Genomic DNA, 25,315 nt, shown 5'->3' with positions numbered 1-25,315 from the left:
TTTCACGGTTGTCCGCGTGGGACACCGTTTTTTTATATCTTTTTAGGGGTTTATAGATGAGCGATATGCACTCGCTGCTGGTGGCGGCAATACTGGGTGTGGTCGAAGGATTGACGGAGTTTTTGCCGGTGTCCAGTACGGGCCATATGATTATCGTTGGCCATCTCCTGGGCTTTGAAGGCGATACCGCAAAGACGTTTGAGGTGGTGATCCAGCTGGGCTCTATCCTGGCGGTGGTCGTGATGTTCTGGCGACGTCTGTTTGGTCTGATCGGTATCCACTTCGGGCGTTTGCCGCAGCGTGAAGGAGAGGGCAAAGGGCGCCTGACGCTGATTCATATTCTGCTCGGGATGATCCCGGCGGTGGTGCTGGGGCTGGTGTTCCACGACACCATTAAATCGCTCTTCAACCCGATTAACGTGATGTACGCGCTGGTTGTCGGCGGCTTCCTGCTGATTGCCGCCGAAGTGCTGAAGCCAAAAACCCCGCGTGCGGAAGGTCTGGACGATATGACGTATCGCCAGGCGTTTATGATTGGCTGCTTCCAGTGTCTGGCGCTGTGGCCGGGCTTCTCCCGTTCAGGGGCAACCATTTCCGGCGGGATGCTGATGGGCGTGAGCCGTTACGCGGCGTCTGAGTTCTCGTTCCTGCTGGCGGTGCCGATGATGATGGGTGCCACCGCGCTGGATCTCTACAAAAGCATCGGCTTCCTGACCGTGGGCGACATTCCGATGTTCGCCGTGGGCTTTATCACCGCCTTTATTGTGGCGTTGATCGCCATCAAAACCTTCCTGCAACTGATTAAGCGTATTTCGTTTATTCCGTTCGCGATCTACCGCTTTATCGTCGCGGCTGCCGTGTACGTGGTCTTCTTCTGATGACCGACCGCCCTCAGTCTTTCGGCTGAGGGCAACGTTTTTCCTTCCACGCTGCAACCGCATCAATCCGCCGCTTCGTCAGCTCTTCGCGGATCGCCGGGCCTTTAAACCCTGCCTCCACCACCTCTTTTGTTGGCACCGCTTTCGCTACGTCCCACGCCTCACGCAGCAAACGACCCTGCGGATAATCGGACGCTTCAAACCCGGTGCGGCCGCGCACGTCGGCTTCGCTGGTCAGCGCAATTTGCTCCACGCGCTGCGGTTTGCGCCAGGCGTCGATGTTATCAAACAGCCTGACGATGGTAGCGGGTTTCAGGATCGGGAAGGTGTGGATCAGGTCGTGGAACTCAGCCACCAGTTTTGCCAGATCGCGAATGTCATTCGGCACGCGCAGGCGCTGGCAAAGCCCTTCAACCAGCTTCACGCCAGCCGGACCGTGCCCGTGGTGGCGTGGCCACAACTCCTTTGGCGTTAACCCTTTGCCGAGGTCATGGCAGAGGGTGGAAAAGCGCACGTCCACCTCCGGGCTGAGCATGGCGGCCATGCTCAGCGTCATCAGGGTGTGAATGCCGGTATCAATTTCCGGGTGCCATTTCGCCGGGGCGGGCACGCCAAACAGCGCATCTATTTCCGGGAATAGCACTTTCAGCGCCCCGCAGTCGCGCAGTACCTGGAAAAAGACCTGTGGATTGCGGGTAGTCAGGGCGTTTTCGGTCTCTTTCCAGACGCGTTCTGGCGTCAGATGTTCCAGCTCGCCCGCGTCGGTCATGGCCGTCATCAGCGCCATCGTCTCGTCGGCGATGCGGAAGCTGAGATGGGCATAACGGGCGGCAAAACGCGCCACGCGCAGTACGCGTAACGGATCTTCAGAAAAGGCGGGGGAAATATGGCGTAAAAGACGGTCGCGCAGATCGTTCTGGCCGCCGTAGACGTCGATAATATGGCCTTTTTCGTCCTGCGCCAGGGCATTAATGGTGAGATCGCGGCGCAGTAAGTCCTGCTCCAGCGTCACATCCGGCGCGGCATAGCAGGTGAAGCCGGTATAACCGGAACCGGATTTCCGTTCGGTACGCGCCAGGGCGTACTCTTCCCGGCTTTTCGGATGGAGGAACACAGGAAAATCGCGGCCTACCTGCTGGTAGCCCGCGTCAATCATCGCTTCGGGCGTGGCACCGACCACGACCCAGTCTTTATCTTTGACCGGCAGACCTAATAACGCATCACGTACCGCACCACCGACCAGATAACTCTTCACGCCAACACTCCCGTTTTCTCTTTTCGCAAGATGATACGTAAGTGTGGCAGAGAAGACGAGTTAGTTCATCCAGCGGTCTTTACGTTTACGGCTCGGGATAAGGTGAGGAAGCACCAGACCCAGCACCAGACCGACGCCAAGCACCCCGCCGCCATACATAAACCACTGCATGATGATGGTGCGTTGTTTGTCATCCAGCTGTAGATTCGCGGCGTTCACTTTCTTCTGCGCGACGATGAGCTCATTTTTCAGCTTCTGATTTTCATCTTTCAGACCGGCGATCACGCTGTCGCTTTGCGCCACTTTCTGCTGCATCTCTGCGGTGCGCTGGTTCCAGGTGCCGTCAATGTTGTTCAGCTTATCGGTCAGGGTTTTCACCTGATTTTCCAGGTCCGGCACGCGGGTGCGCAGGCTTGGCACCGTGCTCAGCTCTTTCAGCGGGATCCATGAGGTGCGGCCAGAGCTGTCACGAACCTGACCGTAATTGGTGTCTGCATTGGTTTGCAGCAGAGTCACTTCCTCGCCGGCATTTACCGTACCCACGAGGCGATAATTGTCTCCAGGGCCGCTGCGTACCCAGGTATTCAGTTCATCAGAAACGTAACGTTTCTCTTCAGCGTGGACCGCGGTTGCGGCGCTAAAAGCGAGTAAAGTAAGTCCAATCAGGCGTAATTTAAGCATATCAGTCGTTATTTTCATAAAAAGTGGAACGATAGTAGTGGTATCAGTGTCGCTACGCAAAGGATTCATCATCAATCGGAATCATCTGTGTCATGATTTCCACCGCTTTAAACTTTTACGCCCGTCAAATTGCTCATTGCGTGGCAATTTGGCGCAAAATACTATGTACTGACAAACAAATGGCGAGGAAGTTCGCCTTCATCGACGCGTCTGTGACGCACGCAAAAGTACAAGGCTATGGCACAAGAGATCGAATTAAAGTTTATCGTCGAAAAAGACAGCGCTGACGCGCTCCGCCAGCATCTGAATACGCTGTCCGGCGAGCACCATGAACCCGTACAGCTGCTCAACATCTATTACGAAACGCCGGACAACTGGCTGCGCAACCACGATATGGGCCTGCGCATCCGGGGTGCGAACGGGCGCTACGAGATGACGATGAAAATCGCCGGTCGCGTGGTGGGCGGTTTGCACCAGCGTCCGGAATACAATATCGACATCAGTAAGCCAGAACTTGAGCTGGATCGTTTTCCGGCGGAAGTGTGGCCGGAAGGAACGCTGCCCGCAACGCTGTCGGCAGAGGCGCAACCGCTGTTCAGCACCGATTTCTGGCGCGAAAAATGGCTGGTGACGGAAGGCAAGAGCCGCATTGAGATCGCGTTTGATCGGGGTGAAATTAAGGCGGGTGAAGAGCAGGAGCCGATCTGCGAATTGGAACTCGAACTGCTGGAAGGCGAGGCGAGCGACGTGCTGAAGCTGGCGCACAAGCTGGTGAACCAGCCTGGCCTGCGTCAGGGCAGCCTGAGTAAAGCGGCACGCGGCTATCACCTGGCCGCCGGGAATGCGCCGCGCGTGCTGCGAGAAACCCCGATTCTGCGCGTTGTGCCGAAAGCCTCCGTTGAGCAGGGCATGGAAGCGGCGCTGGAGCTGGCGCTCTCTCAGTGGCAGTACCACGAGGAGCTGTGGGCGCGTAACGTGAAAAATGCCAAAAAACAGGTGCTGGCCGCTATGGGGCTGGTGCGTCATACCCTGACGCTCTTTGGCGGCATTGTACCGCGTAAAGCCAGCACTCACTTACGTGATTTGCTCACTCAAACCGAAACGCTGATGCTTTCCGACGTGTCGGCACAAACGGCGATCTACAGCCCGCAAAACGCCGGCGCGAAACTGGCGCTGACCGAGTTTCTGGTGACGCGCGGCTGGCGCACGTTCCTCGATGCGAAAGGGCAGACCAAAATTGCGGAAAACTTCAAACGTTTTGCGGATATCCACCTCTCCCGTCACGCAGCCGAGCTGAGAACCACCTTTGCGCATCCGCTGGGCGACCAGTATGGCGATCAGCTTCCCCGCCTGGCGCGTAACATCGACAGCATGTTGCTGCTGTCAGGTGCGTATGAGGGCGTGAAGGCGCAGGCCTGGCTGGAGAACTGGCAGGGGCTGAAGCATGCCATCGAGACCCGTCAGCAGATCGAGATCGAGCATTTCCGCAACGAGGCCATTTCGCAGGATCCGTACTGGCTGCACAGCGGAAAACGTTAATTCTGGCAAGGAACCCCTGATATGCCGCTTTCTTTGCAGTTACAACAGCACTGGCAGACCGTTTGCGAACGCCTGCCTGAGTCGTTACCCACGTCATCGTTAAGCGAGCAGGCGAAAAGCGTGCTCACGTTCAGTGATTTTGTGCAGGAGAGCGTCAGCGCCAACCCGGACTGGCTGGCAGAGCTGGAAAGCGCGCCGCCGCAGGCTGACGAGTGGCGGCATTATGCTGGCTGGCTGCAAACCGCGCTGGCAGAGGTGGCAGATGAAGCCACGCTGATGCGCGTTCTGCGTCAGTTCCGCCGCCGGGTGATGGTACGCATTGCCTGGGCGCAGGCGCTGGAGCTGGTGAGCGAAGAGAGCACCTTGCAGCAGTTGAGCGAACTGGCGCAGACGTTGATTGTCGCCGCGCGGGACTGGCTCTACGCCGCCTGCTGTAAAGAGTGGGGCACGCCGTGCAGCGAAGCCGGGGTTCCGCAACCGCTGTTGATTCTGGGGATGGGCAAGCTGGGCGGCTGCGAGCTTAATTTCTCCTCAGACATCGATCTGATTTTTGCCTGGCCGGAGAACGGCTCCACGCGCGGCGGTCGTCGCGAGTTGGACAACGCCCAGTTCTTTACTCGCCTGGGGCAGCGGCTGATTAAGGCACTGGATCAGCCCACCCAGGATGGTTTTGTCTACCGCGTGGATATGCGTTTGCGTCCGTTTGGCGACAGCGGTCCGCTGGTGCTGAGCTTTGCCGCGCTGGAAGATTATTACCAGGAGCAGGGTCGCGACTGGGAGCGTTACGCGATGGTCAAAGCGCGGATCATGGGTGACAGCGACGATGCCTGGGCCAACGAGCTGCGCGCCATGCTGCGCCCGTTTGTGTTCCGCCGCTACATCGACTTCAGCGTGATCCAGTCCCTGCGAAATATGAAAGGGATGATTGCCCGCGAGGTGCGTCGCCGTGGCCTGAAAGACAACATCAAGCTCGGCGCGGGCGGTATTCGTGAGATCGAATTTATCGTCCAGGTCTTCCAGCTGATACGCGGCGGGCGTGAACCTTCTCTGCAATCCCGCTCGCTGCTGCCGACGCTGAGCGCTATCGAGCAGCTGCATCTGCTGCCGGAAGGCGATGCGCAAACGCTGCGTGACTCTTATCTCTTCCTGCGTCGTCTGGAAAATTTGCTGCAAAGTATCAACGACGAACAGACCCAGACGTTACCGGGCGACGAGCTGAACCGGGCGCGTCTGGCCTGGGGGATGCGGTTGGATGACTGGGCGGCGCTGACGCAACGGCTGGAAGCGCATATGGCGGGCGTGCGCCGCATCTTTAACGATCTGATCGGCGACGACGAAAGCGAATCGCAGGATGATGCGCTCTCCGAGCACTGGCGCGAGCTGTGGCAGGACGCGCTCCAGGAAGATGACACCACGCCGGTGCTGGCGCACTTAAGCGACGATGCCCGCCATCGCGTGGTGGCGCTGATTGCCGATTTCCGCTTCGAACTGAACAAACGCGCCATTGGCCCACGCGGTCGTCAGGTGCTGGATCATCTGATGCCGCATCTGCTGTGCGATGTCTGCTCCCGCGAGGATGCGCCGGTGCCGCTGTCGCGCATGATGCCGCTGCTGAGCGGGATCGTCACGCGTACCACTTACCTTGAACTGTTAAGCGAGTTTCCCGGCGCGCTGAAGCACCTGATTTCTCTCTGCGCCGCCTCGCCGATGGTGGCGAACAAGCTGGCGCGTTATCCGCTGCTGCTGGACGAACTGCTCGACCCGAATACGCTGTATCAGCCTACGGCGACGGATGCCTACCGCGACGAGCTGCGTCAGTATCTGCTGCGCGTACCGGAAGAGGACGAAGAGCAACAGCTTGAGGCGCTGCGTCAGTTTAAGCAGGCGCAGATGCTGCGCGTGGCGGCGGCAGATATCGCCGGTACCCTGCCGGTAATGAAAGTGAGCGATCACTTAACCTGGCTGGCGGAAGCGATCATCGACGCGGTTGTCCATCAGGCGTGGGTGCAGATGGTGGCCCGCTACGGGCAGCCGAAACACCTTGCAGAGCGCGAAGGCCGCGGTTTTGCGGTGGTGGGTTACGGCAAGCTGGGCGGCTGGGAGCTGGGCTACAGCTCCGATCTGGATCTGATTTTCCTCCACGACTGTCCGGCAGACGTCATGACCGACGGCGAACGTGAGATTGACGGGCGGCAGTTCTACCTGCGTCTGGCCCAGCGCATCATGCACCTGTTCAGCACCCGCACCTCATCCGGCATTCTGTATGAAGTGGATGCGCGTCTGCGCCCGTCCGGCGCGGCAGGCATGCTGGTCACCTCGACGGAGGCTTTCGCCGACTATCAGAAGAACGAAGCCTGGACGTGGGAGCATCAGGCTCTGGTGCGCGCCCGCGTGGTATACGGCGATCCGCAGCTCAAAACGCAGTTCGATGCGATCCGCAAGGCGGTCATGACGACCCCGCGCGAGGGCAGTACGCTGCAAACCGAAGTGCGGGAAATGCGGGAGAAGATGCGCGCGCACCTTGGCAACAAACATCGCGATCGCTTTGATATTAAAGCCGATGAAGGCGGCATTACCGATATCGAGTTTATCACTCAGTACCTGGTGCTGCTGCACGCGCACGATAAGCCGAAGCTGACCCGCTGGTCGGATAACGTGCGCATACTCGAACTGCTGGCGCAGAACGACATTATGGATGAGCAGGAGGCGCAGGCATTAACCCGCGCCTACACCACGCTGCGTGATGAGTTGCACCATCTGGCCTTACAGGAACAGCCGGGCCATGTGGCGCTGGACTGTTTCGCCGATGAACGCGCGCAGGTGACCACAAGCTGGCAGAAGTGGCTGGTGGAACCGTGCGTAACAAAACAAGTGTGATATTATCGCGCGCAAATTGTGAATCTTTCTGGAGTCAGGAATGAAAGTAACACTGCCAGAGTTTGAACGTGCTGGAGTTTTGGTTGTCGGTGATGTGATGCTGGATCGCTACTGGTATGGGCCGACCAGCCGTATCTCTCCGGAAGCGCCGGTGCCGGTAGTTAAGGTCGACACCATTGAAGAGCGTCCAGGCGGCGCGGCAAACGTGGCGATGAACATAGCCTCGCTGGGCGCGCATTCGCGTCTGGTGGGCCTGACCGGCATTGACGATGCGGCGCGTGCCCTGAGTCAGTCGCTGGCGGACGTGAACGTGAAGTGCGACTTCGTTTCTGTTCCGACCCACCCAACCATCACCAAGCTGCGCGTCCTGTCGCGTAACCAGCAGCTGATCCGCCTCGATTTCGAAGAAGGATTCGAAGGCGTTGATCCTGAGCCGCTGCACGAGCGTATTAGCCAGGCGCTGGGCAATATCGGCGCGCTGGTGCTGTCTGATTATGCCAAAGGCGCGCTGGCGAGCGTGCAGACCATGATCCAGCTGGCGCGTAAAGCCAGCGTACCGGTACTGATCGATCCGAAAGGCACCGATTTTGAGCGCTATCGCGGCGCAACCCTGCTGACGCCAAACCTCTCTGAGTTCGAAGCGGTGGCGGGCAAGTGCAAAACTGAAGAAGAGCTGGTTGAGCGCGGCATGAAAATCATCGCTGATTTCGAGCTGTCTGCGCTGCTGGTGACCCGTTCCGAGCAGGGCATGACGCTGCTGCAACCGGGCAAGGCGCCGCTGCATATGCCAACCCAGGCGCAGGAAGTGTACGACGTGACCGGTGCCGGTGATACGGTGATTGGCGTGCTGGCGGCGACGCTGGCGGCGGGTAACTCCCTGGAAGAAGCATGCTACTTCGCGAACGCCGCGGCGGGCGTGGTCGTTGGTAAACTCGGGACCTCCACCGTTTCGCCAATCGAGCTGGAAAACGCGGTGCGTGGGCGTGCGGATACCGGCTTTGGCGTCATGACCGAAGACGAGCTGAAAGTGGCCGTTGCTGCCGCGCGCAAACGCGGTGAAAAAGTGGTGATGACCAACGGCGTGTTCGACATCCTGCATGCGGGTCATGTCTCGTATCTGGCGAATGCGCGTAAGCTGGGCGATCGCCTGATTGTGGCGGTCAACAGCGATGCCTCAACCAAACGTCTGAAGGGTGAAACGCGTCCGGTGAACCCGCTGGAGCAGCGCATGATAGTGCTCGGCGCGCTGGAAGCGGTGGACTGGGTGGTCTCATTTGAAGAAGACACCCCGCAGCGCCTGATTGCCGGGATCCTGCCTGACCTGCTGGTGAAGGGCGGCGATTACAAACCAGAGCAAATCGCAGGTAGCGAAGAGGTCTGGGCAAATGGCGGTGAAGTGATGGTGCTCAACTTTGAGGACGGGTGTTCAACCACCAACATCATTAAGAAGATCCAGAAAGACAGTCAGTAAAAAACGGGCCAACAGGCCCGTTTTTTTATGTCGGGTGGCGGCTGCGCCTTACCCGACCTACGCGTTCATCCAGGCCCGGTAAGGCGTAGCCGCCACCGGGCACAACAGGCCGCACTTATGCCTGGTCATCCACCGGTGGAATAGCTGGCGCTGGCTTCACTTCTTCCGGCGCATTGCGGCTCTCCAGCTCGCTCAGACGCTGTTCCAGCAGCGCCAGCTTCTCGCGGGTGCGCAGCAGCACCTGCGTCTGCACGTCAAACTCTTCGCGACTGACTAAATCAAGGCGAACCAACTGTGCCTGCAACGTCTGGCGGATTTTCTTCTCAACGTCATCACCAAACTCACGAATACCTTTCGGCATGGACTCATGAACCTGACGCGCGATCTGCTCAATTTTCTTTGGGTCAATCATTGTCGTTTCCCTTGATGAAAAGGTGTTAGTGCCTATTGTAGCGCGTCATGCCGTGGGTTAAACAAAATTGTTTGAAGCTTATGCATTGCCCAGGGTAATCAATAGCGTTATAGTTATCTCGCTTATTCTCAGGGCGGGGCGAAATTCCCCACCGGCGGTAAATCAGCTTAACGCTGAAAGCCCGCGAGCGCTTTGGGTGAATTCTCAAAGGTCAGCAGATCCGGTGTAATTCCGGGGCCGACGGTTAGAGTCCGGATGGGAGAGAGTAACGATCCAGTCGGGCATGGCCCGCTCACGTTATTTTTTTGCCGCTAGTACGGCGCTCCTAAGACTGCCCTGATTCTGGTAACCATAAAGTTAATGAGGTTTTTTTACCATGAATCAGACGCTACTTTCCTCTTTTGGCACTTCAACTCAACGTGTTGAGCATGCACTGGATGCACTGCGCGAAGGCCGCGGTGTGATGGTGCTTGACGATGAAAACCGTGAAAACGAAGGCGACATGATTTTTGCCGCCGAGAACATGACCGTTGAGCAGATGGCGCTGACCATCCGTCACGGTAGCGGCATCGTATGCCTGTGCATCACCGAAGACCGTCGCAAGCAGCTTGATCTGCCGATGATGGTTGAAAACAACACCAGCGCCTTTGGTACCGGCTTCACCGTGACCATTGAAGCAGCGCATGGCGTAACCACCGGTGTGTCGGCGGCTGACCGCCTGACTACCGTGCGTGCAGCGATTGCTGATGGTGCGAAACCATCCGATCTGCACCGCCCTGGTCACGTCTTCCCGCTGCGCGCGCAGCCTGGCGGCGTGCTGACCCGTGGTGGTCATACCGAAGCGACCATCGATCTGGTTACGCTGGCTGGCTTCAAACCCGCAGGCGTGCTGTGCGAACTGACCAACGATGATGGCACCATGGCGCGCGCGCCGGAGTGCATCACCTTTGCGCGACTGCACAATATGCCAGTGGTGACGATTGAAGATCTGGTTGAGTACCGCCGGGCGCACGAGCGCAAAGCCAGCTAAACATGCTGATGTGAAAAAGCCGGGGAAACCCGGCTTTTTTGTTTCTAGTGGTAGTTAATTTTGAAGAGTACCACGGTTTCAAACGGCCCGGACTGAATCGCTTTCCCTTCTTCCCGTGAAAGTTCAGCCGTGTAGTTTTGCTCAACATTCATCGTATCGCCCGTAAAATCGGCGTACTCCTTGTACTGGTTGAAGGTGTAAGGCTCCGTTCCGTTAAGAATACGCAGCTTTAACCCATTCCCTATCAGTACCGCGGTGTCGTCTGCGCTAAGCGTTTCGGTTGTGTAAAACGACGAGTCCATCTTAAATCCGTCCGAGCATTGGGCATCCTGCACTTTGGTGGTTCGTATTGAAAACGTGCGCATACGCGTCTGCTGATTCACAATGTCGCGCGCGCTGAAGGCGCCGAAGTCGATCTCCTGATTTTCAGGGAAAATGCTAAACGTCGCTCCGCAATCAAGCACCGTAATGTTTTGCAGTCCGTTGATGTGATACTTGAGGTTCTTCGCGTCGGCCATCTGATTCACGCCACCCTTACCGTCAAACTGCACAACGATGTAATCGCTGAGCGAACTGACATAACCATGTGGCGGCATAGTCTTAATTCTCACGAAAAGTCGTAATCGGGCGACGAACGTGCGTGAAATATGGATATCATCCGGATTGCCGGAGCAGATGCGATTCTCCCAACCCATCTGGCGGATTTGATCCGGGGTGTAAATGGTGATGTTATCGTTGTCCAGACACTGGCGGGTATCCACGCCGTTGGGCTGGCCTGTGGCATCGTAATCTATGCCTTCATAGGTAACGCCCAGTTCATAATAGGGATCGGTTGCGGCAGGATAAGGGTTTACCCACGCAAAGACATCTTCCGGCTGAAAATTGCTCGTGACGTTGTTGTCACAGGTCACCGGAATTTTAATGTCATCAGACTCCCATATTTTTTGACCAACCTGAGCGTTGCTGGGTATCGCAAAAGAGGTGATCGTTTTTGTCTCCTCGACGGGGCCGCCAGATCCACCCAGATAGCAGTTAAGCGCCAGCGCATCTTTCAAAGGCAGCGCTGAAAGCAGCAGTGTAAACAGCAAACTAGCGAGCTTTTGCATCTTTATCGATTTTCCGTTCGGTAAGTTTACATAGCGCCGTTCCGGTGCACTGCACGTCGACTTTTTTTAGGGCGCCGTAATCGTCGATATAGCCGATGCTGTAATAACTACCGTGGTAATCGCCGGTAGAGGCGGTTGCCGTGGCGAAAGGCGCAATCATCAGACTGTCAAAACCCGGCAGCATGGTTTTGGCATTTTTGCTCAGCCACGCCAGCGTGATGTAGTACGGCGTAGGGTTGTGGATCGTGAGTCCTTTCGCGCTGGCGGTAATTTCCATGCGCATTTCAGTCAGTTCGCCAGATTTTTTGCGAATCGCTTCCGGACGCCAGAACAGCTTAATTCGGCTCTGCATGGCAACCTGCATCACGCTGCGCTCCTCGCTGGCGCTGGTGCTTTTTGGCGGTACTTCACGCAGGTTGAAATAAAACAGCGATTCCCTGTCTTTTGGCAGCTGGCGGGTAGCGGCTTGTTTAACAATTCTTACCTGCGACGAGGCGCCTGCTTCGATACGTTGAATAGGGGGAAGCGCCATAAAGTGCGTATCTTCTTTTTGCCCCTTTTCATCTTCAATCCAGGAGAGCGCCAGATAAGGCAGCGCCTTGCTCTGGTTGTCCACTTTCAGGCTGCTGGCCTTGTCGCTTTCTGGAAAAACAATGCGCGTGCGGTCCAGATTAATGGCCGCATGGGTGGTAAATGCTGTGCTGATTAGCATCAGGCACAGGCTTTTAATCGGCGTTAATTTCATGATGATTTCTTACTGACACGGCAGTATCAACTGCATACTGTTTTCTAAGTGAGAAGGTAACGAGAAGCGACACTGTTGGTTGTCGCCCCATGTCACGCGAAACTGCTGTTCTGGCTCAACGGCGCCCAGCCAGACGTGGCCTTCATCGGCCACCATCCCAACCTGCAAATCGCTTTCTTCCAGGCGAACAATCGCCCCGAGCGGTGGCGTTCCTGATGACATCCGCAGAACGCCTGCCACGTCCTGACCTGCACGCGTGGCAATCTGACGAAAACCAATGGCCCCCTCAGTCCAGGTTGAGGTCACGACGCGGCTGTCCACGTCCACGCCATCCGGAAGGTTGTTCATATTGACCTGCACGCTGGAGGGGGAATAGCTGGAAAATGACGGTAAAACGCCGATGCCAAAACGGTTGGTTTCATCTCGCGACATATTCAGCGGGATATTGCCTACCCCGTCGGTGCTGACCATTACGCGGGGTTCATTACCGTAGCTGCGCCGGTGCAGCGCGGCGCCTTTCGCTGTTGAGGTGAAGGAACCGCTCCAGCTTGCGCTGAGGGAGTTATATTCGTCAGCTTTATAACTGCCGGAGAGATTGAGATCGCCGTACGCAGAATAATGCTGATAATTCCCGCTGACCTGCGCGCCGGAGTCTGGCTTCCCGCTCTCCGCGCCCGCGGAAACGCCCCAGGTGTTATTGCGATCCGACGTGTCGTACCACGACACGTTATGGCTCAGCGTGTCGCGGTTACGCAGGTCATAGTTAAGTCGATGATCGGGATCGAGCGGTACGCTGAGCGAGAGATAGAACTGAGTATCGTCACTTTCGTCTTTCTCATCGTAATGCGTTTTACTCCAGGACAGGGTTACGCCAAGGTTCTTCCAGCGGCCCATATCAAAGTTGTAGCCCGCCGTGATACTGCCGGTCGTGGAGGGTGAATCATTCCACCATGTCTGACGCAGCATATTGACGTACAGGTTCAGGGATAACGCCGAAATGTACTGGCTTGCCGTCACGCTCAGGGTTTGTTTTTCCGACTGGCGGTCACCGTCGTCATAATCAAGGTAGCGGGCGTAGCTCAAAAACTGTGGATCTGAGTAGCGGTAGCTGGCGAGCGTAAGCTGACTGCCGGTGGTATCGAAACGCTTGCTGTAGTTAATGCGATAGCTGTAACCCGTCTGGCTGCGCTGGTGTGGCAGCTGGCTGGTGGCCTGCGTGACGTCAAAAGAGAGCGCCCCCAGCCAGGCCATATTCTGGCCGATCCCGGCAGCGACGGAACGATAGCGGTCGCCATCGGCCAGCGTACCGCCATACAGGGAGGTGTGCGACAGCATGCCCCAGGAAAATTCGCCGCTCATGAAGGCGTTATCTTCAACGTCATGGGAGGCGCCCTGGCGCGCTTTACCCGCCGCGAGCTTGTAGCGCACCTGACCCTTGCGCGTTAAAAATGGTACGGATTCGGCCGAGACCTGGAAGGTGCTGACGCGTCCATCCTCTTCCGTGACTTTGACGTCCAGCGTGCCCTGAACCGACTGGTTAAGATCCTGAATAACAAAAGGACCTGGCGGCACTTTACTCTGGTAAATCACGCGATCGGCAAGGCTTACGGTTACCGTGGCGTTGGTTTGCGCTATCCCGGTAATCTGCGGGGCATAGCCGCGCAGCGACCATGGCAGCATACGTTCATCGCTGATTAGCGATGCGCCGGTGTAGGTAAAGGCGTCAAAAATTGCGGACTGGAAATCCGTTTCACCCAACGTCAGTTTCGCACCGATCGAGGGCAGAGGGCGGAACATATACACGCGTGAAAAACGTCCATTATGCTCCGAGCCTGCGTCAGTATGGCTTTGCGTGTACTGGTAATCGCTGCGTAGCCGCCACGCGCCCATGTTCGCACCGGCGGTGCCATAGGTATTGGCGTTGTCATTGTTGCTGCCGCTATTGGGCTGATAATGGCTGGCAAAAAGATTGTAATCCAGCAGTACGCCCGGCACGCCGATGTCCCAGGTGGATGGCGGCATCCAGTCAACCGCACGGTATTGCAGCCACGCCTGGGGGATGGTCACTTTCAGGGTCTGGCTGCCTTGCTCAAAAGTAAATCGGATGTCGGGTCTGGCGGAGAAATCAACGCATCCCTCTTTCTCAGGCAAAGCGTGGCGAACGTCATCCTGCAACGCAAAGGTATCGACCAGCTCGGGGGGAATACAGACCTGAACGGCATTATTTATTTCTCGCCAGCGAAGCTGCCAGCCATTTGCCAGCGGAATATCATTGACGGCAACCGTAACGAAATAGCTTCCCGGCGTAACCGATATTTGATCTTTAAACAGTGATAAATCGACGCTGCCGCGCTGATCTTTATCGATGGCGTTTATATTAAACTCGGTGGCAGAGGCAACTTTCGTCATTAACAGGGACGCAATGATGATTATCCATTGTAATTTGTATGTCATCATCCTGTTACTCGAGTAAATAGAGAGTGCCGACCGGCATGAATTACCAGTCGGCTGGTGCCGTGACGTAACAGAATTATTTGTACATCAGGACGTAGTTAGCCATGGCTTCAACCTGGCCTGCCGTCGCAGTTTTACCTGTAGGGACTTCCATAACCGCTTTGAAATGCAGCGTCTGGGTGGTTGAACCCGCCAGCAACTCAACCTCGTTGGCTTCTCCCAGTGTGATAGCAGACTCCGCGTTATCCAGCAGACGCACCCCCACGTTCTGCGCACCGCTTGCATAGGTGTTGCTCATCAGGCTGGTATCCGCCGCGTCTGTCGCTGCGCTGGTAAAGGTCACATCCACTTTGGTAATTGGCGTGTCGGTCTCGTCTGCCGGATCGTCAAGCTGGCAGTTTTCCAGATTGATATCGACCGGAACCGGGGTAGATTTTTTGTTGGCGTTGATAACAGCCGTGGTCACTTCACCCAGATCGACTTCTTTATCAACGCTGTCTGGTGCGATACTGCACGGTGCGTCAATAACAATACCTTTGAATTTGATTTTTCCTGAGCCTTGATCATCTGCAAAAGCAGCACCCGATACAATGACTGCCATAGCCGTCGCTAACAGTAGTTTTTTACCCATATACATGAAAATATCCTTTTTCAGAGTGATTCATAATGTGAATATTAATTTCAGAATACTCGCGAAGTATACGAATTGGGGTGGGGAGACGCGATTAACATGACTTAAATATATTTTTAGATGGTTTTAATTAATATTTGCAGGCTATCTTAAGAGGCGTGGTTTTTCGGGATTTTTACAGGTCTATATTTTTCAGGTTATTATAGGTGAAATATATAGGATTGTTTTTTTGAATAATATAAAGCCTCCGTATAAAACGGAGGCATAAATTCTTAGCCAATACCGGCCGTTTGCAGCAGTACCAGACTCATCCCCATCACTGACATTCCACACAGTACGCCGTAGCTGGGGTTATTGTTGGGATCGATCTCTTTCGCCAGCGGCATCAGCTCATCGACAGAGAGCGCGACCATAATCCCGGCCACGGCAGCCATAATCGCAGCCATCACAATCGGGGAGACGAGGCTACCGAGGATCAGCCACGCCAGCACGCCGCCGAGAATTTCAGCCATCCCGGAGATACCCGCCCAAAAGACCGCCGTACGTTTTGAGCTCGTGGCGGCATAAACGGGCCCGGCAACGGCAAGTCCTTCAGGAATATTGTGCAAAGCCACGGCCAGCGCCACACCAAAACCCATTTCCAGGTTGCTGCTGGCCGTGACATAGGTGGCGATACCTTCCGGAAAGTTATGCAGGCTGATACCCAGCGTCAGCAGAATGGCCGTGCGTTTGATATTGCCCGGGATGGGGGTAACGCTTTTTTGCATTAAATCCTGCGGGTGCGCGTGAGGAAGAATACGGTCGAGCGCAAAATAACCCAGCAGTCCAATGATAAACATGCCATAGCCCAGAACAGGCGACATACCTTCGGTGTGAAGCGCGGCGGGCAGCATCTCCATCAGCGAGATAAGCAGCATGATCCCGGCGGCGAAACCCAGCGAGAAGGCCAGAAGGCGATTAGAGGGTTTTTGCCCGAGTACCCCGAGGAACGCACCGATAAAGGTTGCGGCGCCCGCGAGTAAGGTCAAAATCAACGGTACTGACATGCATTCTCCTTAAGCGATATCTGACATTCAAATTTCCTGATGATGATCTTCACGGTTATCTGCGTTCATCTTCACCTGAATGCGCGTAATGTAGGCCCATCACATTGACACCTTCTCTAAGGATATCACCATGTCTTCTTCTCGTATGCCAGCACTGTTTTTAGGCCATGGCAGCCCAATGAACGTCCTGGAAGATAACGTCTATACCCGCGCCTGGCGTGAACTGGGTGAGACGTTACCGCGTCCGAAGGCAATTGTGGTGGTCTCTGCGCACTGGTTTACCCGGGGTACCGGCGTGACGGCCATGGAAACGCCAAAAACGATCCATGATTTTGGCGGCTTTCCGCAGGCGCTGTATGACACGCATTATCCTGCGCCGGGCTCCCCCGAGCTGGCGCAGCGGCTCGTTGATCTGCTCGCCCCTGTTCCGGTTGCGCTGGACAAAGAAGCCTGGGGCTTTGACCACGGCTCATGGGGGGTGTTGATCAAAATGTATCCGGATGCCGATATCCCGATGGTGCAACTGAGTATCGACAGCACCAAACCGGCTGCCTGGCACATGGAGATGGGGCGTAAGCTGGCTTCGCTTCGTGATGAGGGCATCATGCTGATTGCCAGTGGCAACGTGGTACACAATCTGCGTACGGTACGCTGGCACGGTGAAAATACGCCGTACCCCTGGGCAACAGCCTTTAATGACTATGTAAAAGACAACCTGACCTGGCAAGGGCCGGCCGAACGACACCCTTTGGTGAACTATCTGGATCACGACGGCGGTTCGCTCTCTAACCCGACGCCGGAACACTTCTTGCCATTGCTGTATGTATTAGGCGCGTGGGATGGTCAGGAGTTTATTACAATCCCGGTCGACGGTATTGAGATGGGGAGCTTGAGTATGCTGTCGGTGCAGGTGGGGTAAAAACATGTCGGGTGGCGGCTTCGCCTTACCCGACCTACATATTGAGCGTAGGCCCGGTAAGCGTAGCGCCACCGGGCAAGTCTTACTCGACGAAAATATGCGGGTAGAAACGCGACAGATCCTGCGTAATCAGCGCGCGATCTTCGCGAATGCCAATCCCGGCAGGCTGATCGTTAATAAGCCAGCTGCCGATCAACGTATAGCTGTCGCCAAACTTCGGCAGTTGATAAAACGCCTGGACGATCATCCCTTCTTCACCGTACGGCCCTTCAACCGCTTCCAGCGTTTTACCGTTTTCGATAATCGAGACGTTTGCCCCTTCTCGGGAGAAGATTGGCTTAACGACGTATTTCTCCATCGGTGGGAAATCATCTTCAGCAAAGTAAGCAGGCAGCAGGTTCGGGTGATTCGGGAACATCTCCCACAGCATCGGCAGCAGGGCTTTATTGGAGATAATGCTCTTCCAGGCCGGTTCCAGCCAGCGCACGCCGGCGTCTTCCAGTTTGGTAGAGAACATTTCCCGCAGCATGTATTCCCACGGATAGAGCTTGAACAGGTTGCTGATGACCTGATCCTGCATGTCCGTAAACTGACCTTTTTCACCTAAACCGATATCTTCGATATAGAGGAATTCCGTCGCCACTTCCGCTTCGGCTGCGCAGTCCTGCAAATACTGAACCGTACCGCGATCTTCTTCGGTATCGCGGCAGCAGGCGAGGTGCAACAGGTTGAAACCGTGCTGTTCACGCAGTTCGACGAAACGCTCAATCAGCTTTTCCTGAAGGCTGTTGAACTGGTCGCTGCCTTCGGGCAAGTTTCCGGCATTCGCCTGATCTTCCAGCCAGATCCACTGGAAGAACGCGGCTTCGTACAGGGAGGTTGGCGTATCCGCGTTGTTTTCTAAAAGCTTCGGTTCACCCACGCCATCCCATGCCAGATCGAGGCGAGAGTAGAGCGAAGGCTGGTTCGTTTTCCAGGACTGACGAACAAAACTCCAGGTGTGCTTCGGAATGCGGAATTTGGTCATCAGCTCATCGCTGTCGATGACTTTTTCTACTACCTTCAGGCACATCTGGTGCAGCTCTGCGGTTACCTCTTCAAGCTTTTCGACCTGAGCGAGCGTGAGCTTATAGTAAGCATCTTCACACCAGTACGGCTCGCCGTACATGGTGTGAAAGTTGAAACCGTATTCGGTGGCTTTTTCGCGCCAGTCCGGGCGCTCAACAATACTGACTCGTTCCATGATCAGCCGCCCATTGAGCGAGTTGAGGAGCCGGTCGCACTACGCTGCATGGTGGTTTGTTTGGCAACAGACTCACCAAAGCCGCCACGGGTAATGGTGCTGGTGGTGGCTGGTTTCGGCGCCATTGCGGTTTTCGGTACGGTCATCGTACGGCCTGGCGTTGCAGCACCGTAACCCTTGCCGGTGGCATCGGTGTATTTACCGTAGGCCGGGCTGTTCGGGTTTTTGGAGCTAAACAGCGGCTGCTGCTGGTAGCCCGCACCGCCGCTCATCAAACGGCCCATCATATAACCCGCCATCAGCGGCATCCAGAAGCTACCGCCGGACTGTGCCTGCGCCTGGTTTTCCGGTGCCATACCCGCCTGAGCAGGAGCCTGCTGGCACTGGCCTTCACCGAATTCGGCTACACAGTCTTCGCGAGAGGCATATTTCGGCGCGGTACGTTCCGCTTCTTTGAGGGCGTTGTTATAGGCCGTCGTACACTCAGCGGCTTTACCGGTTGCGCTCGCGCAGTCGTCTGCGTTTTGATACAGCGAAACCGTTTCGTCGTTTTGCTCACAGCCTGCCAGCATAAAGACGGCGGTGACCGCCAGCGCGACAGGTGTCAGGTGGCGTGCGTTCCAGCTTTTGCGGAACGACGCGTGATTCATCGTTTTTGTCCGTTTCATATTTGTCTTCCAGGACCCAGTGGTAATAACGCTCAGGATAGAGGATGAGTGGTTGAAAATGAAGCGAAGAGGGGCGAAATGCGGGGGATCTTTACGTTGGCTTACGTTCAGGTGTGATTTTGCGCCGGGTGGCGCTGTGCTTACCCGGCCTACGGTTAAGTAGGCCCGATAAGCTCAGCGCCATCGGGCAAGGCTTAATGACGGAACGGATTCGTACCGCTGCTGGCAGGTGCGGTGCTACGCGCTGCCGCTGGCTGCGCAAGCGGGGCGCTGCTGTTAGGGGTGAAATTATCAACGGCGGCATCCTGCTGTGGATTTTCCGGCGCGACGCTGTCAGGCGACGTAGGGACCGGTTTGCCTAGCGTGCTGTTCAGCATTTGCAGATCCTGCTCGTTCAGCGTACCCAGCGCCTGCTTGATGTTCAGCTGGTTAATCAGATACTGATAACGTGCGCTGGAGAGCTGCTGTTTCGCGTTATACAGCGTGGTCGTTGCGTCTAACACGTCCACGATGGTACGCGTACCTACGGAGTAACCCGCTTCGTTCGCATCCAGTGAGCTCTGGGCAGAGACGACGGCCTGTTTATAGGCGTTGATGCTGCTGATAGAGGCATTTACGTTGTTGTAGGAAGAACGCACGGTCTGCACCACGTTGCGGTGTGCGCTTTCCAGCTGCTCGCTGGCGCCCACAAAGTTGTACTGCGCCTGTTTCACCTGAGAGTTAACCATCCCGCCCTGGTACAGCGGCAGAGAGAAGCTGAGACCCACTTTGTTCTGGCCAACGTTGCTGTCGTCATAGGCCTGAGAGGTCGTTTTAGACCCGCTGTAGCTGGTGTCCGATACGCCGGTAGAGGCGCTCAGGCTCAGAGTTGGCAGGTGACCATCCTGTGCAAGACGGATCTGTTCGCGCGCCAGATCCTGGCTCAGGCGTGCCTGCAACAAGGTCAGGTTGCGGTTTTCCGCTTCTTTCAGCAGGGCGTTAACCGCCTGCGGTTTGTCCGTTTTGAAACTGTCCACGTTCAGAGAGGCCAGCTCAGGATAGTAGTTACCGGTGACCTGACGCAGTGCTTCCAGGGCGTTGTCGAGGTTGTTACGTGCGGTCACTTCGTTAGCCAGTACGGTATCGTACTGTGAACGGGCGTTCTGCACGTCAGTAATGGCGACCAGGCCCACGTTAAAACGCTGGGTGGTTTGATCTAACTGACGGTAAACCGCCTGTTTCTGCGCTTCGGTGTAGGAGAGGGCGTCAATCGCGCTCAGAACCTGGAAATAGGCGGTCGCGGTATTCAGGATCAGCGTCTGCTGATCGGTTTGATAGGTGACATCCTGAATGCCGGCGCTCTTTTCCTGCAAGCTCAGTTCCCGCCATTTGGACATGTCGAACAGGGTTTGTGTAAGCTGTAAAGAGGCGCTGGTGGCATTCGAATCGATGCCATTGTTATCGCGAAAACCGTTAGTGTAGGTATAATCTGCACCTAAGCCTAACTGCGGCAGCAGTGGACTACGTGCTTCGTTAATCTTTTCAAACGCAGCATCACGATCGGCCGCTGATTTACGTAAATCAGGGTTGCCCAGACGTGCCTGCTGGTAGACCTGTAACAGGTTTTCTGCCTGGCTCATTGCACTGAAGCCCGTCAGGCTCAGGCCGATAAGGATGGGGAGCAATTTCTTCATTTGCATTCCTTGTTGTGAAGCAGTATTAGCGCTGATCTAATTAAAAATAATTGCCGATTCTAACAGAATCATCCACACCAAAAGGTTGGCGTAACGTGCCATCTGGCGGTAATTTGCTCCAATCTACCATATAGCCATACAAACGGCAGCCAAACAGCCTTGAAATTCACAATTTCATCACCATTGCTACCAGGACTCGACCGATGCAAAAACCAGAAAACGTGCCTGTCACCTTCGCCAAAAACGATGTAGAAATTATTGCACGAGAAACGCTTTATAGCGGTTTTTTTTCAATGGAACTTTACCGTTTCAGGCATCGTCTGTTTAACGGTGAGATGAGCGGTGAAATCAAACGCGAAATTTTTGAGCGCGGGCATGCGGCTGTGTTGCTACCCTATGACCCAGTGCGTGATGAAGTGGTGCTGGTCGAACAGGTGCGTATTGCGGCTTATGATACCAGCGATACGCCGTGGTTGCTGGAGATGGTGGCCGGGATGATCGAAGAAGGTGAGTCGGTCGAAGACGTCGCTCGCCGTGAGGCGCTGGAAGAGGCGGGCCTGGCGATCGGCCGGACGAAACCGGTGTTGAGCTACCTGGCAAGCCCGGGTGGGACAACGGAACGTTCATCTATTATGGTGGGCGAAGTGGACGCCAAGACAGCGGAAGGGATCCACGGTCTGGCAGATGAAAACGAAGATATTCGGGTTCATGTGGTGAGTCGGGAGCAGGCTTACCAGTGGGTAGAAGAGGGGAAAATCGACAACGCAGCGTCTGTCATCGCCCTGCAATGGCTACAGCTGCATTATCAGACATTACGACACGAGTGGAAAAAATGAAGCGTTATACACCTGACTTCCCAGAAATGATGCGCCTGTGCGAAACCAATTTCGCCCAGCTGCGCCGCCTGCTGCCGCGAAACGACGCGCCCGGCGAAACGGTGAGCTATCAGGTGAGCAACGCGCAGTATCGGTTAACGATAACAGAATCAACGCGCTACACTACGCTGGTGGAGATTGAGCAAACGGCGCCGAGCATCAGCTACTGGAGCCTGCCGTCGATGACGGTACGTCTTTATCATGACGCGATGGTCGCTGAAGTGTGTTCAAGCCAGCAGATCTTTCGCTTTAAAGCGCGGTATGATTACCCGAATAAAAAGTTGCATCAACGCGACGAAAAGCATCAAATTAACCAGTTTTTAGCCGACTGGCTAAGATATTGTTTAGCACATGGAGCAATGGCGATTCCGGTTTGTTAGCGTCATAAACCTACCTAAGGACACCATTTGGAAAGCCTGTTGAACCTGACTGTTGCTGGTGGGGCGCCAGTCAGGATATTACAAATCACCGACACCCACCTTTTTGCCGAAAAGCATGAGACGCTTCTGGGCGTGAACACCTGGGAGAGTTATCAGGCGGTTCTTGACGCGATCCATGCTGAAAAGCGGCCATGCGATCTGATCGTCGCGACGGGCGATCTGGCGCAGGATCAATCCTCCGCAGCCTATCAGCATTTTGCTGAAGGGATTGCGAGCTTTAGCGTGCCTTGCGTCTGGCTACCGGGCAATCACGATTTTCAACCCGCTATGTACAGTTCGCTTCAGGATGCGGGGATTTCACCGGCAAAATGTGTCTTTGCGGGGGACCAGTGGCAAATTCTGCTCCTCGACAGTCAGGTGTTTGGCGTTCCGCACGGTGAGTTGAGCGACTATCAGCTTGACTGGCTGGAGACAAAACTGGCCGCCGAACCGAATCGCAATACGCTGCTGTTGCTGCATCATCACCCGCTGCCGGCGGGCTGTAGCTGGCTCGATCAGCACAGCTTACGCAACTCTGCGGCGCTGGACGGCGTACTGGCGAAATTTCCGCGCGTGAAAAATTTGCTGTGCGGGCACATTCACCAGGAACAGGATCTCGACTGGAATGGTCGCCGCCTGCTCGCGACGCCCTCTACCTGCGTGCAGTTTAAGCCGCACTGCGCCAACTTTACGCTGGATACCATCGCACCGGGCTGGCGCTGGCTGGAGCTGCATGCCGATGGCTCGCTGACCACCGAAGTTTGCCGTCTGGCCGGGGCTCAATTCCGCCCGGATACCGCTTCGGAAGGCTATTGATGTCGACGCTTCTCTATCTGCATGGGTTTAACAGCTCACCACGATCGGCGAAAGCGACGCAGCTTCGCCAGTGGCTGAGCGCGAATCATCCCCACGTGGAGATGATTATTCCGCAGTTGCCCCCTTATCCGGCGGATGCGGCAGAGATGCTGGAATCGATCGTGCTTGAACACGGCGGCGAATCGTTTGGCGTTGTCGGGTCGTCGCTCGGCGGCTACTACGCCACCTGGCTGTCGCAGTGCTTTATATTACCCGCTGTCGTCGTCAACCCGGCGGTCCGGCCATTTGAGCTGTTAAGGGACTTTCTTGGCGAAAACGAGAACCCCTACACCGGCCAACAATATGTGCTAGAGTCACGCCATATTTACGATCTCAAAGTTATGCAGGTCGACCCGCTTGAAGCGCCCGATCTTATCTGGCTGCTGCAACAGACGGGAGATGAAGTGCTGGATTACCGCCAGGCAGTGGCGTATTACGCATCCTGCCGCCAGACTGTAGAAGAGGGCGGTAACCATGCTTTCACGGGCTTTGAAGATCATTTCACCCAGATTGTCGATTTTCTTGGACTGCACAGCCACTGACAATCAATGCGAATTGCTAGCTTAAATCATGACGCAAACCTATAACGCTGATGCCATTGAGGTACTCACCGGGCTTGAGCCGGTTCGCCGCCGCCCGGGGATGTACACCGATACGACGCGCCCAAACCACCTGGGCCAGGAAGTAATTGATAACAGTGTGGACGAAGCGCTGGCAGGCCATGCCAGACGCGTGGACGTTATCCTGCACGCCGATCAATCGCTGGAAGTTATCGACGACGGCCGCGGCATGCCGGTAGATATCCACCCGGAAGAGGGTGTTCCCGCCGTTGAGCTGATCCTCTGTCGTCTGCACGCGGGCGGTAAGTTCTCCAACAAAAACTACCAGTTCTCCGGCGGCTTGCACGGCGTGGGGATCTCCGTGGTTAACGCCCTGTCAAAGCGCGTGGAAGTGAACGTTCGTCGCGATGGCCAGGTGTATAACATCGCGTTTGAAAACGGCGAAAAAGTGCAGGATTTGCAGGTCGTCGGGACGTGCGGTAAACGCAACACCGGCACCAGCGTCCATTTCTGGCCTGACGAAAGCTTCTTCGACAGCCCACGCTTTTCCGTTTCTCGCCTGACGCACCTGCTGAAAGCCAAAGCGGTGCTGTGCCCGGGCGTGGAAATCACCTTTAAAGATCACGTAAACAACACCGAACAGAGCTGGCGCTACGAAAAGGGTCTGAACGACTACCTGTGCGAAGCGGTTAACGGCCTGCCGACCCTGCCGGAAAAACCGTTCGTCGGGAATTTCGAAGGTGACACCGAAGCGGTGGACTGGGCGCTGCTGTGGCTGCCGGAAGGCGGTGAGCTGCTGACGGAAAGCTACGTCAACCTGATCCCAACGCTGCTCGGCGGGACGCACGTCAACGGCCTGCGTCAGGGGCTGCTGGATGCGATGCGCGAGTTCTGCGAATACCGCAACATTCTGCCGCGCGGCGTGAAGCTTTCCGCAGAAGATATCTGGGACCGCTGCGCCTACGTGCTCTCCGTGAAGATGCAGGATCCGCAGTTTGCCGGTCAGACTAAAGAGCGCCTGTCGTCACGCCAGTGCGCGGCGTTCGTCTCCGGCGTGGTGAAAGATGCGTTTACCCTGTGGCTGAACCAGAACGTTCAGGCCGCAGAAATGCTGGCTGAAATGGCGATCTCCAGCGCCCAGCGTCGCCTGCGCGCGGCGAAGAAAGTGGTGCGTAAAAAGCTGACCAGCGGCCCCGCGCTGCCGGGCAAGCTGGCGGACTGTACCGCCCAGGATCTCAACCGCACCGAGCTGTTCCTGGTGGAAGGGGACTCGGCAGGCGGATCGGCCAAGCAGGCGCGCGATCGTGAATATCAGGCGATCATGCCGCTCAAGGGTAAGATCCTCAACACCTGGGAGGTCTCGTCTGATGAAGTGCTGGCCTCGCAGGAAGTACACGACATCTCCGTGGCGATCGGCATCGATCCGGACAGCGACGATCTGAGCCAGCTGCGCTACGGCAAGATCTGTATCCTCGCGGATGCGGACTCCGATGGTCTGCACATCGCCACGCTGCTCTGTGCGCTGTTCGTGAAGCACTTCCGCACGCTGGTGAAAAACGGTCACGTCCACGTGGCGCTGCCGCCGCTGTACCGTATCGACCTTGGCAAAGAAGTCTACTATGCGCTGACGGAAGAAGAGAAAGCGGGCGTGCTGGAGCAGCTCAAACGCAAGAAGGGCAAACCGAACGTTCAGCGCTTTAAAGGGCTGGGCGAGATGAACCCGATGCAGCTGCGTGAAACCACGCTGGATCCGAACACCCGCCGTCTGGTGCAGCTGACCATCAGCGATGAAGACGAACAGCAAACCAACGCCGTGATGGATATGCTGCTGGCCAAGAAACGTTCTGAAGACCGACGTAACTGGCTCCAGGAGAAAGGCGACATGGCGGATATAGAGGCCTGATGTCCCCTCACCCTAACCCTCTCCCACAGGGAGGGGGTTAGGATCGTAGGCCCGGTAAGCGTTAGCGCCACCGGG

22 protein-coding genes and 1 riboswitch are annotated in these 25,315 nt (G+C 56.1%); of the genes, 11 read left to right on the top strand and 11 right to left on the bottom strand.

From position 1 onward, the window contains the following. Positions 1-56 precede the first annotated feature (56 nt). The gene (gene bacA / locus L379_RS03915; protein ID WP_003862545.1) at positions 57-878 is read left to right on the top strand and encodes an undecaprenyl-diphosphate phosphatase; all 822 of its coding nucleotides are present in this window, start codon (positions 57-59) and stop codon (positions 876-878) included. 13 nt (positions 879-891) lie between these two features. On the opposite strand, the gene L379_RS03920 is transcribed toward bacA, so the two are convergent. Next, complete coding sequence (locus tag L379_RS03920; protein WP_017384033.1) at positions 892-2,133, bottom strand: multifunctional CCA addition/repair protein; 1,242 nt, start codon at positions 2,131-2,133, stop codon at positions 892-894. Positions 2,134-2,193: 60 nt separating this feature from the next. Beyond that, on the bottom strand, positions 2,194-2,814 hold the full coding sequence (locus tag L379_RS03925) for a TIGR04211 family SH3 domain-containing protein (protein WP_001303390.1): 621 nt from the start codon (positions 2,812-2,814) through the stop codon (positions 2,194-2,196). Positions 2,815-3,051: 237 nt separating this feature from the next. Between L379_RS03925 and L379_RS03930 the strand changes: the two genes are divergently transcribed. Genes L379_RS03930 through hldE form a run of 3 tightly spaced genes read left to right on the top strand, consistent with a single transcriptional unit; the run spans position 3,052 to position 8,701 of the window. Continuing rightward, positions 3,052-4,353, top strand: a complete 1,302-nt coding sequence (locus L379_RS03930; RefSeq protein ID WP_017384034.1) for a CYTH domain-containing protein — start codon at positions 3,052-3,054, stop codon at positions 4,351-4,353. 21 nt (positions 4,354-4,374) lie between these two features. Then, complete coding sequence (gene glnE, locus L379_RS03935) at positions 4,375-7,230, top strand: bifunctional [glutamate--ammonia ligase]-adenylyl-L-tyrosine phosphorylase/[glutamate--ammonia-ligase] adenylyltransferase (RefSeq protein ID WP_032655072.1); 2,856 nt, start codon at positions 4,375-4,377, stop codon at positions 7,228-7,230. Positions 7,231-7,270: 40 nt separating this feature from the next. Beyond that, entirely contained in the window at positions 7,271-8,701 is a 1,431-nt protein-coding gene (hldE, locus tag L379_RS03940; protein WP_032655069.1) for a bifunctional D-glycero-beta-D-manno-heptose-7-phosphate kinase/D-glycero-beta-D-manno-heptose 1-phosphate adenylyltransferase HldE, read from the top strand. Positions 8,702-8,816: 115 nt separating this feature from the next. Here the strand turns inward: hldE and ubiK are convergent, their stop codons facing one another. After that, the gene (ubiK, locus tag L379_RS03945; protein ID WP_000566823.1) at positions 8,817-9,113 is read right to left on the bottom strand and encodes a ubiquinone biosynthesis accessory factor UbiK; all 297 of its coding nucleotides are present in this window, start codon (positions 9,111-9,113) and stop codon (positions 8,817-8,819) included. Between the two features lie 120 nt (positions 9,114-9,233). Then, positions 9,234-9,384: riboswitch (FMN riboswitch) on the top strand. A gap of 105 nt (positions 9,385-9,489) precedes the next feature. Here ubiK and ribB point away from each other — a divergent pair. Beyond that, a complete protein-coding gene (ribB, locus tag L379_RS03950; RefSeq protein ID WP_015571897.1) occupies positions 9,490-10,143 on the top strand; it encodes a 3,4-dihydroxy-2-butanone-4-phosphate synthase in 654 nt (217 codons plus the stop codon). A gap of 44 nt (positions 10,144-10,187) precedes the next feature. On the opposite strand, the gene L379_RS03955 is transcribed toward ribB, so the two are convergent. The 5 genes from L379_RS03955 to zupT form a co-directional block, all read right to left on the bottom strand. After that, on the bottom strand, positions 10,188-11,249 hold the full coding sequence (locus L379_RS03955) for a fimbrial protein (protein ID WP_032655066.1): 1,062 nt from the start codon (positions 11,247-11,249) through the stop codon (positions 10,188-10,190). Next, positions 11,233-11,994 carry a fimbrial biogenesis chaperone gene (locus L379_RS03960; RefSeq protein WP_032655065.1) on the bottom strand — a complete coding sequence of 254 codons (762 nt, stop codon included), beginning with the start codon at positions 11,992-11,994 and terminating at the stop codon, positions 11,233-11,235. Before L379_RS03960 ends, L379_RS03955 begins: the two co-directional genes overlap by 17 nt. Before the next feature lie 9 nt (positions 11,995-12,003). Then, the gene (locus L379_RS03965; protein ID WP_032655062.1) at positions 12,004-14,448 is read right to left on the bottom strand and encodes a fimbria/pilus outer membrane usher protein; all 2,445 of its coding nucleotides are present in this window, start codon (positions 14,446-14,448) and stop codon (positions 12,004-12,006) included. 76 nt (positions 14,449-14,524) lie between these two features. Then, complete coding sequence (locus tag L379_RS03970) at positions 14,525-15,085, bottom strand: fimbrial protein (RefSeq protein ID WP_032655060.1); 561 nt, start codon at positions 15,083-15,085, stop codon at positions 14,525-14,527. A 266-nt stretch (positions 15,086-15,351) separates the two neighbouring features. Further along, positions 15,352-16,125: a zinc transporter ZupT gene (zupT, locus tag L379_RS03975; protein ID WP_032655057.1), complete on the bottom strand. Its 774-nt coding sequence runs from the start codon at positions 16,123-16,125 to the stop codon at positions 15,352-15,354. Positions 16,126-16,255: 130 nt separating this feature from the next. Between zupT and ygiD the strand changes: the two genes are divergently transcribed. Further along, positions 16,256-17,044 (top strand): 4,5-DOPA-extradiol-dioxygenase, encoded by a 789-nt coding sequence (gene ygiD, locus L379_RS03980; protein ID WP_032655054.1) that lies wholly within the window; start codon positions 16,256-16,258, stop codon positions 17,042-17,044. Between the two features lie 82 nt (positions 17,045-17,126). On the opposite strand, the gene L379_RS03985 is transcribed toward ygiD, so the two are convergent. The 3 genes from L379_RS03985 to tolC all read right to left on the bottom strand — a co-directional run bounded on the left by L379_RS03985 (position 17,127) and on the right by tolC (position 20,628). Next, complete coding sequence (locus tag L379_RS03985) at positions 17,127-18,287, bottom strand: glutathionylspermidine synthase family protein (RefSeq protein WP_017384039.1); 1,161 nt, start codon at positions 18,285-18,287, stop codon at positions 17,127-17,129. Between the two features lie 2 nt (positions 18,288-18,289). Then, a complete protein-coding gene (locus tag L379_RS03990) occupies positions 18,290-18,955 on the bottom strand; it encodes a DUF1190 family protein (RefSeq protein ID WP_017384040.1) in 666 nt (221 codons plus the stop codon). A gap of 194 nt (positions 18,956-19,149) precedes the next feature. Continuing rightward, entirely contained in the window at positions 19,150-20,628 is a 1,479-nt protein-coding gene (tolC, locus tag L379_RS03995) for an outer membrane channel protein TolC (protein ID WP_017384041.1), read from the bottom strand. A 203-nt stretch (positions 20,629-20,831) separates the two neighbouring features. Between tolC and nudF the strand changes: the two genes are divergently transcribed. The 5 genes from nudF to parE are packed head-to-tail and all read left to right on the top strand — an operon-like array spanning position 20,832 to position 25,240. Continuing rightward, a complete protein-coding gene (gene nudF, locus L379_RS04000; RefSeq protein ID WP_017384042.1) occupies positions 20,832-21,464 on the top strand; it encodes an ADP-ribose diphosphatase in 633 nt (210 codons plus the stop codon). Next, positions 21,461-21,883 (top strand): DUF1249 family protein, encoded by a 423-nt coding sequence (locus tag L379_RS04005; protein ID WP_003862516.1) that lies wholly within the window; start codon positions 21,461-21,463, stop codon positions 21,881-21,883. The genes nudF and L379_RS04005 overlap by 4 nt, the downstream gene beginning before the upstream one ends. Positions 21,884-21,910: 27 nt before the next feature. After that, positions 21,911-22,738 carry a 3',5'-cyclic-AMP phosphodiesterase gene (cpdA, locus tag L379_RS04010; protein WP_023314864.1) on the top strand — a complete coding sequence of 276 codons (828 nt, stop codon included), beginning with the start codon at positions 21,911-21,913 and terminating at the stop codon, positions 22,736-22,738. Further along, positions 22,738-23,319: an esterase YqiA gene (gene yqiA / locus L379_RS04015; protein WP_032655051.1), complete on the top strand. Its 582-nt coding sequence runs from the start codon at positions 22,738-22,740 to the stop codon at positions 23,317-23,319. The genes cpdA and yqiA overlap by 1 nt, the downstream gene beginning before the upstream one ends. 28 nt (positions 23,320-23,347) lie before the next feature. Continuing rightward, positions 23,348-25,240 carry a DNA topoisomerase IV subunit B gene (parE, locus tag L379_RS04020; RefSeq protein ID WP_017384044.1) on the top strand — a complete coding sequence of 631 codons (1,893 nt, stop codon included), beginning with the start codon at positions 23,348-23,350 and terminating at the stop codon, positions 25,238-25,240. The last annotated feature ends 75 nt before the right edge of the window (positions 25,241-25,315 follow it).

Origin of the sequence: Enterobacter sp. MGH 33 (genome assembly GCF_000534535.1) — a bacterium.
GTDB lineage: Bacteria > Pseudomonadota > Gammaproteobacteria > Enterobacterales > Enterobacteriaceae > Enterobacter > Enterobacter hormaechei_C.
This window is presented reverse-complemented; position numbering and strand designations above follow the sequence as displayed.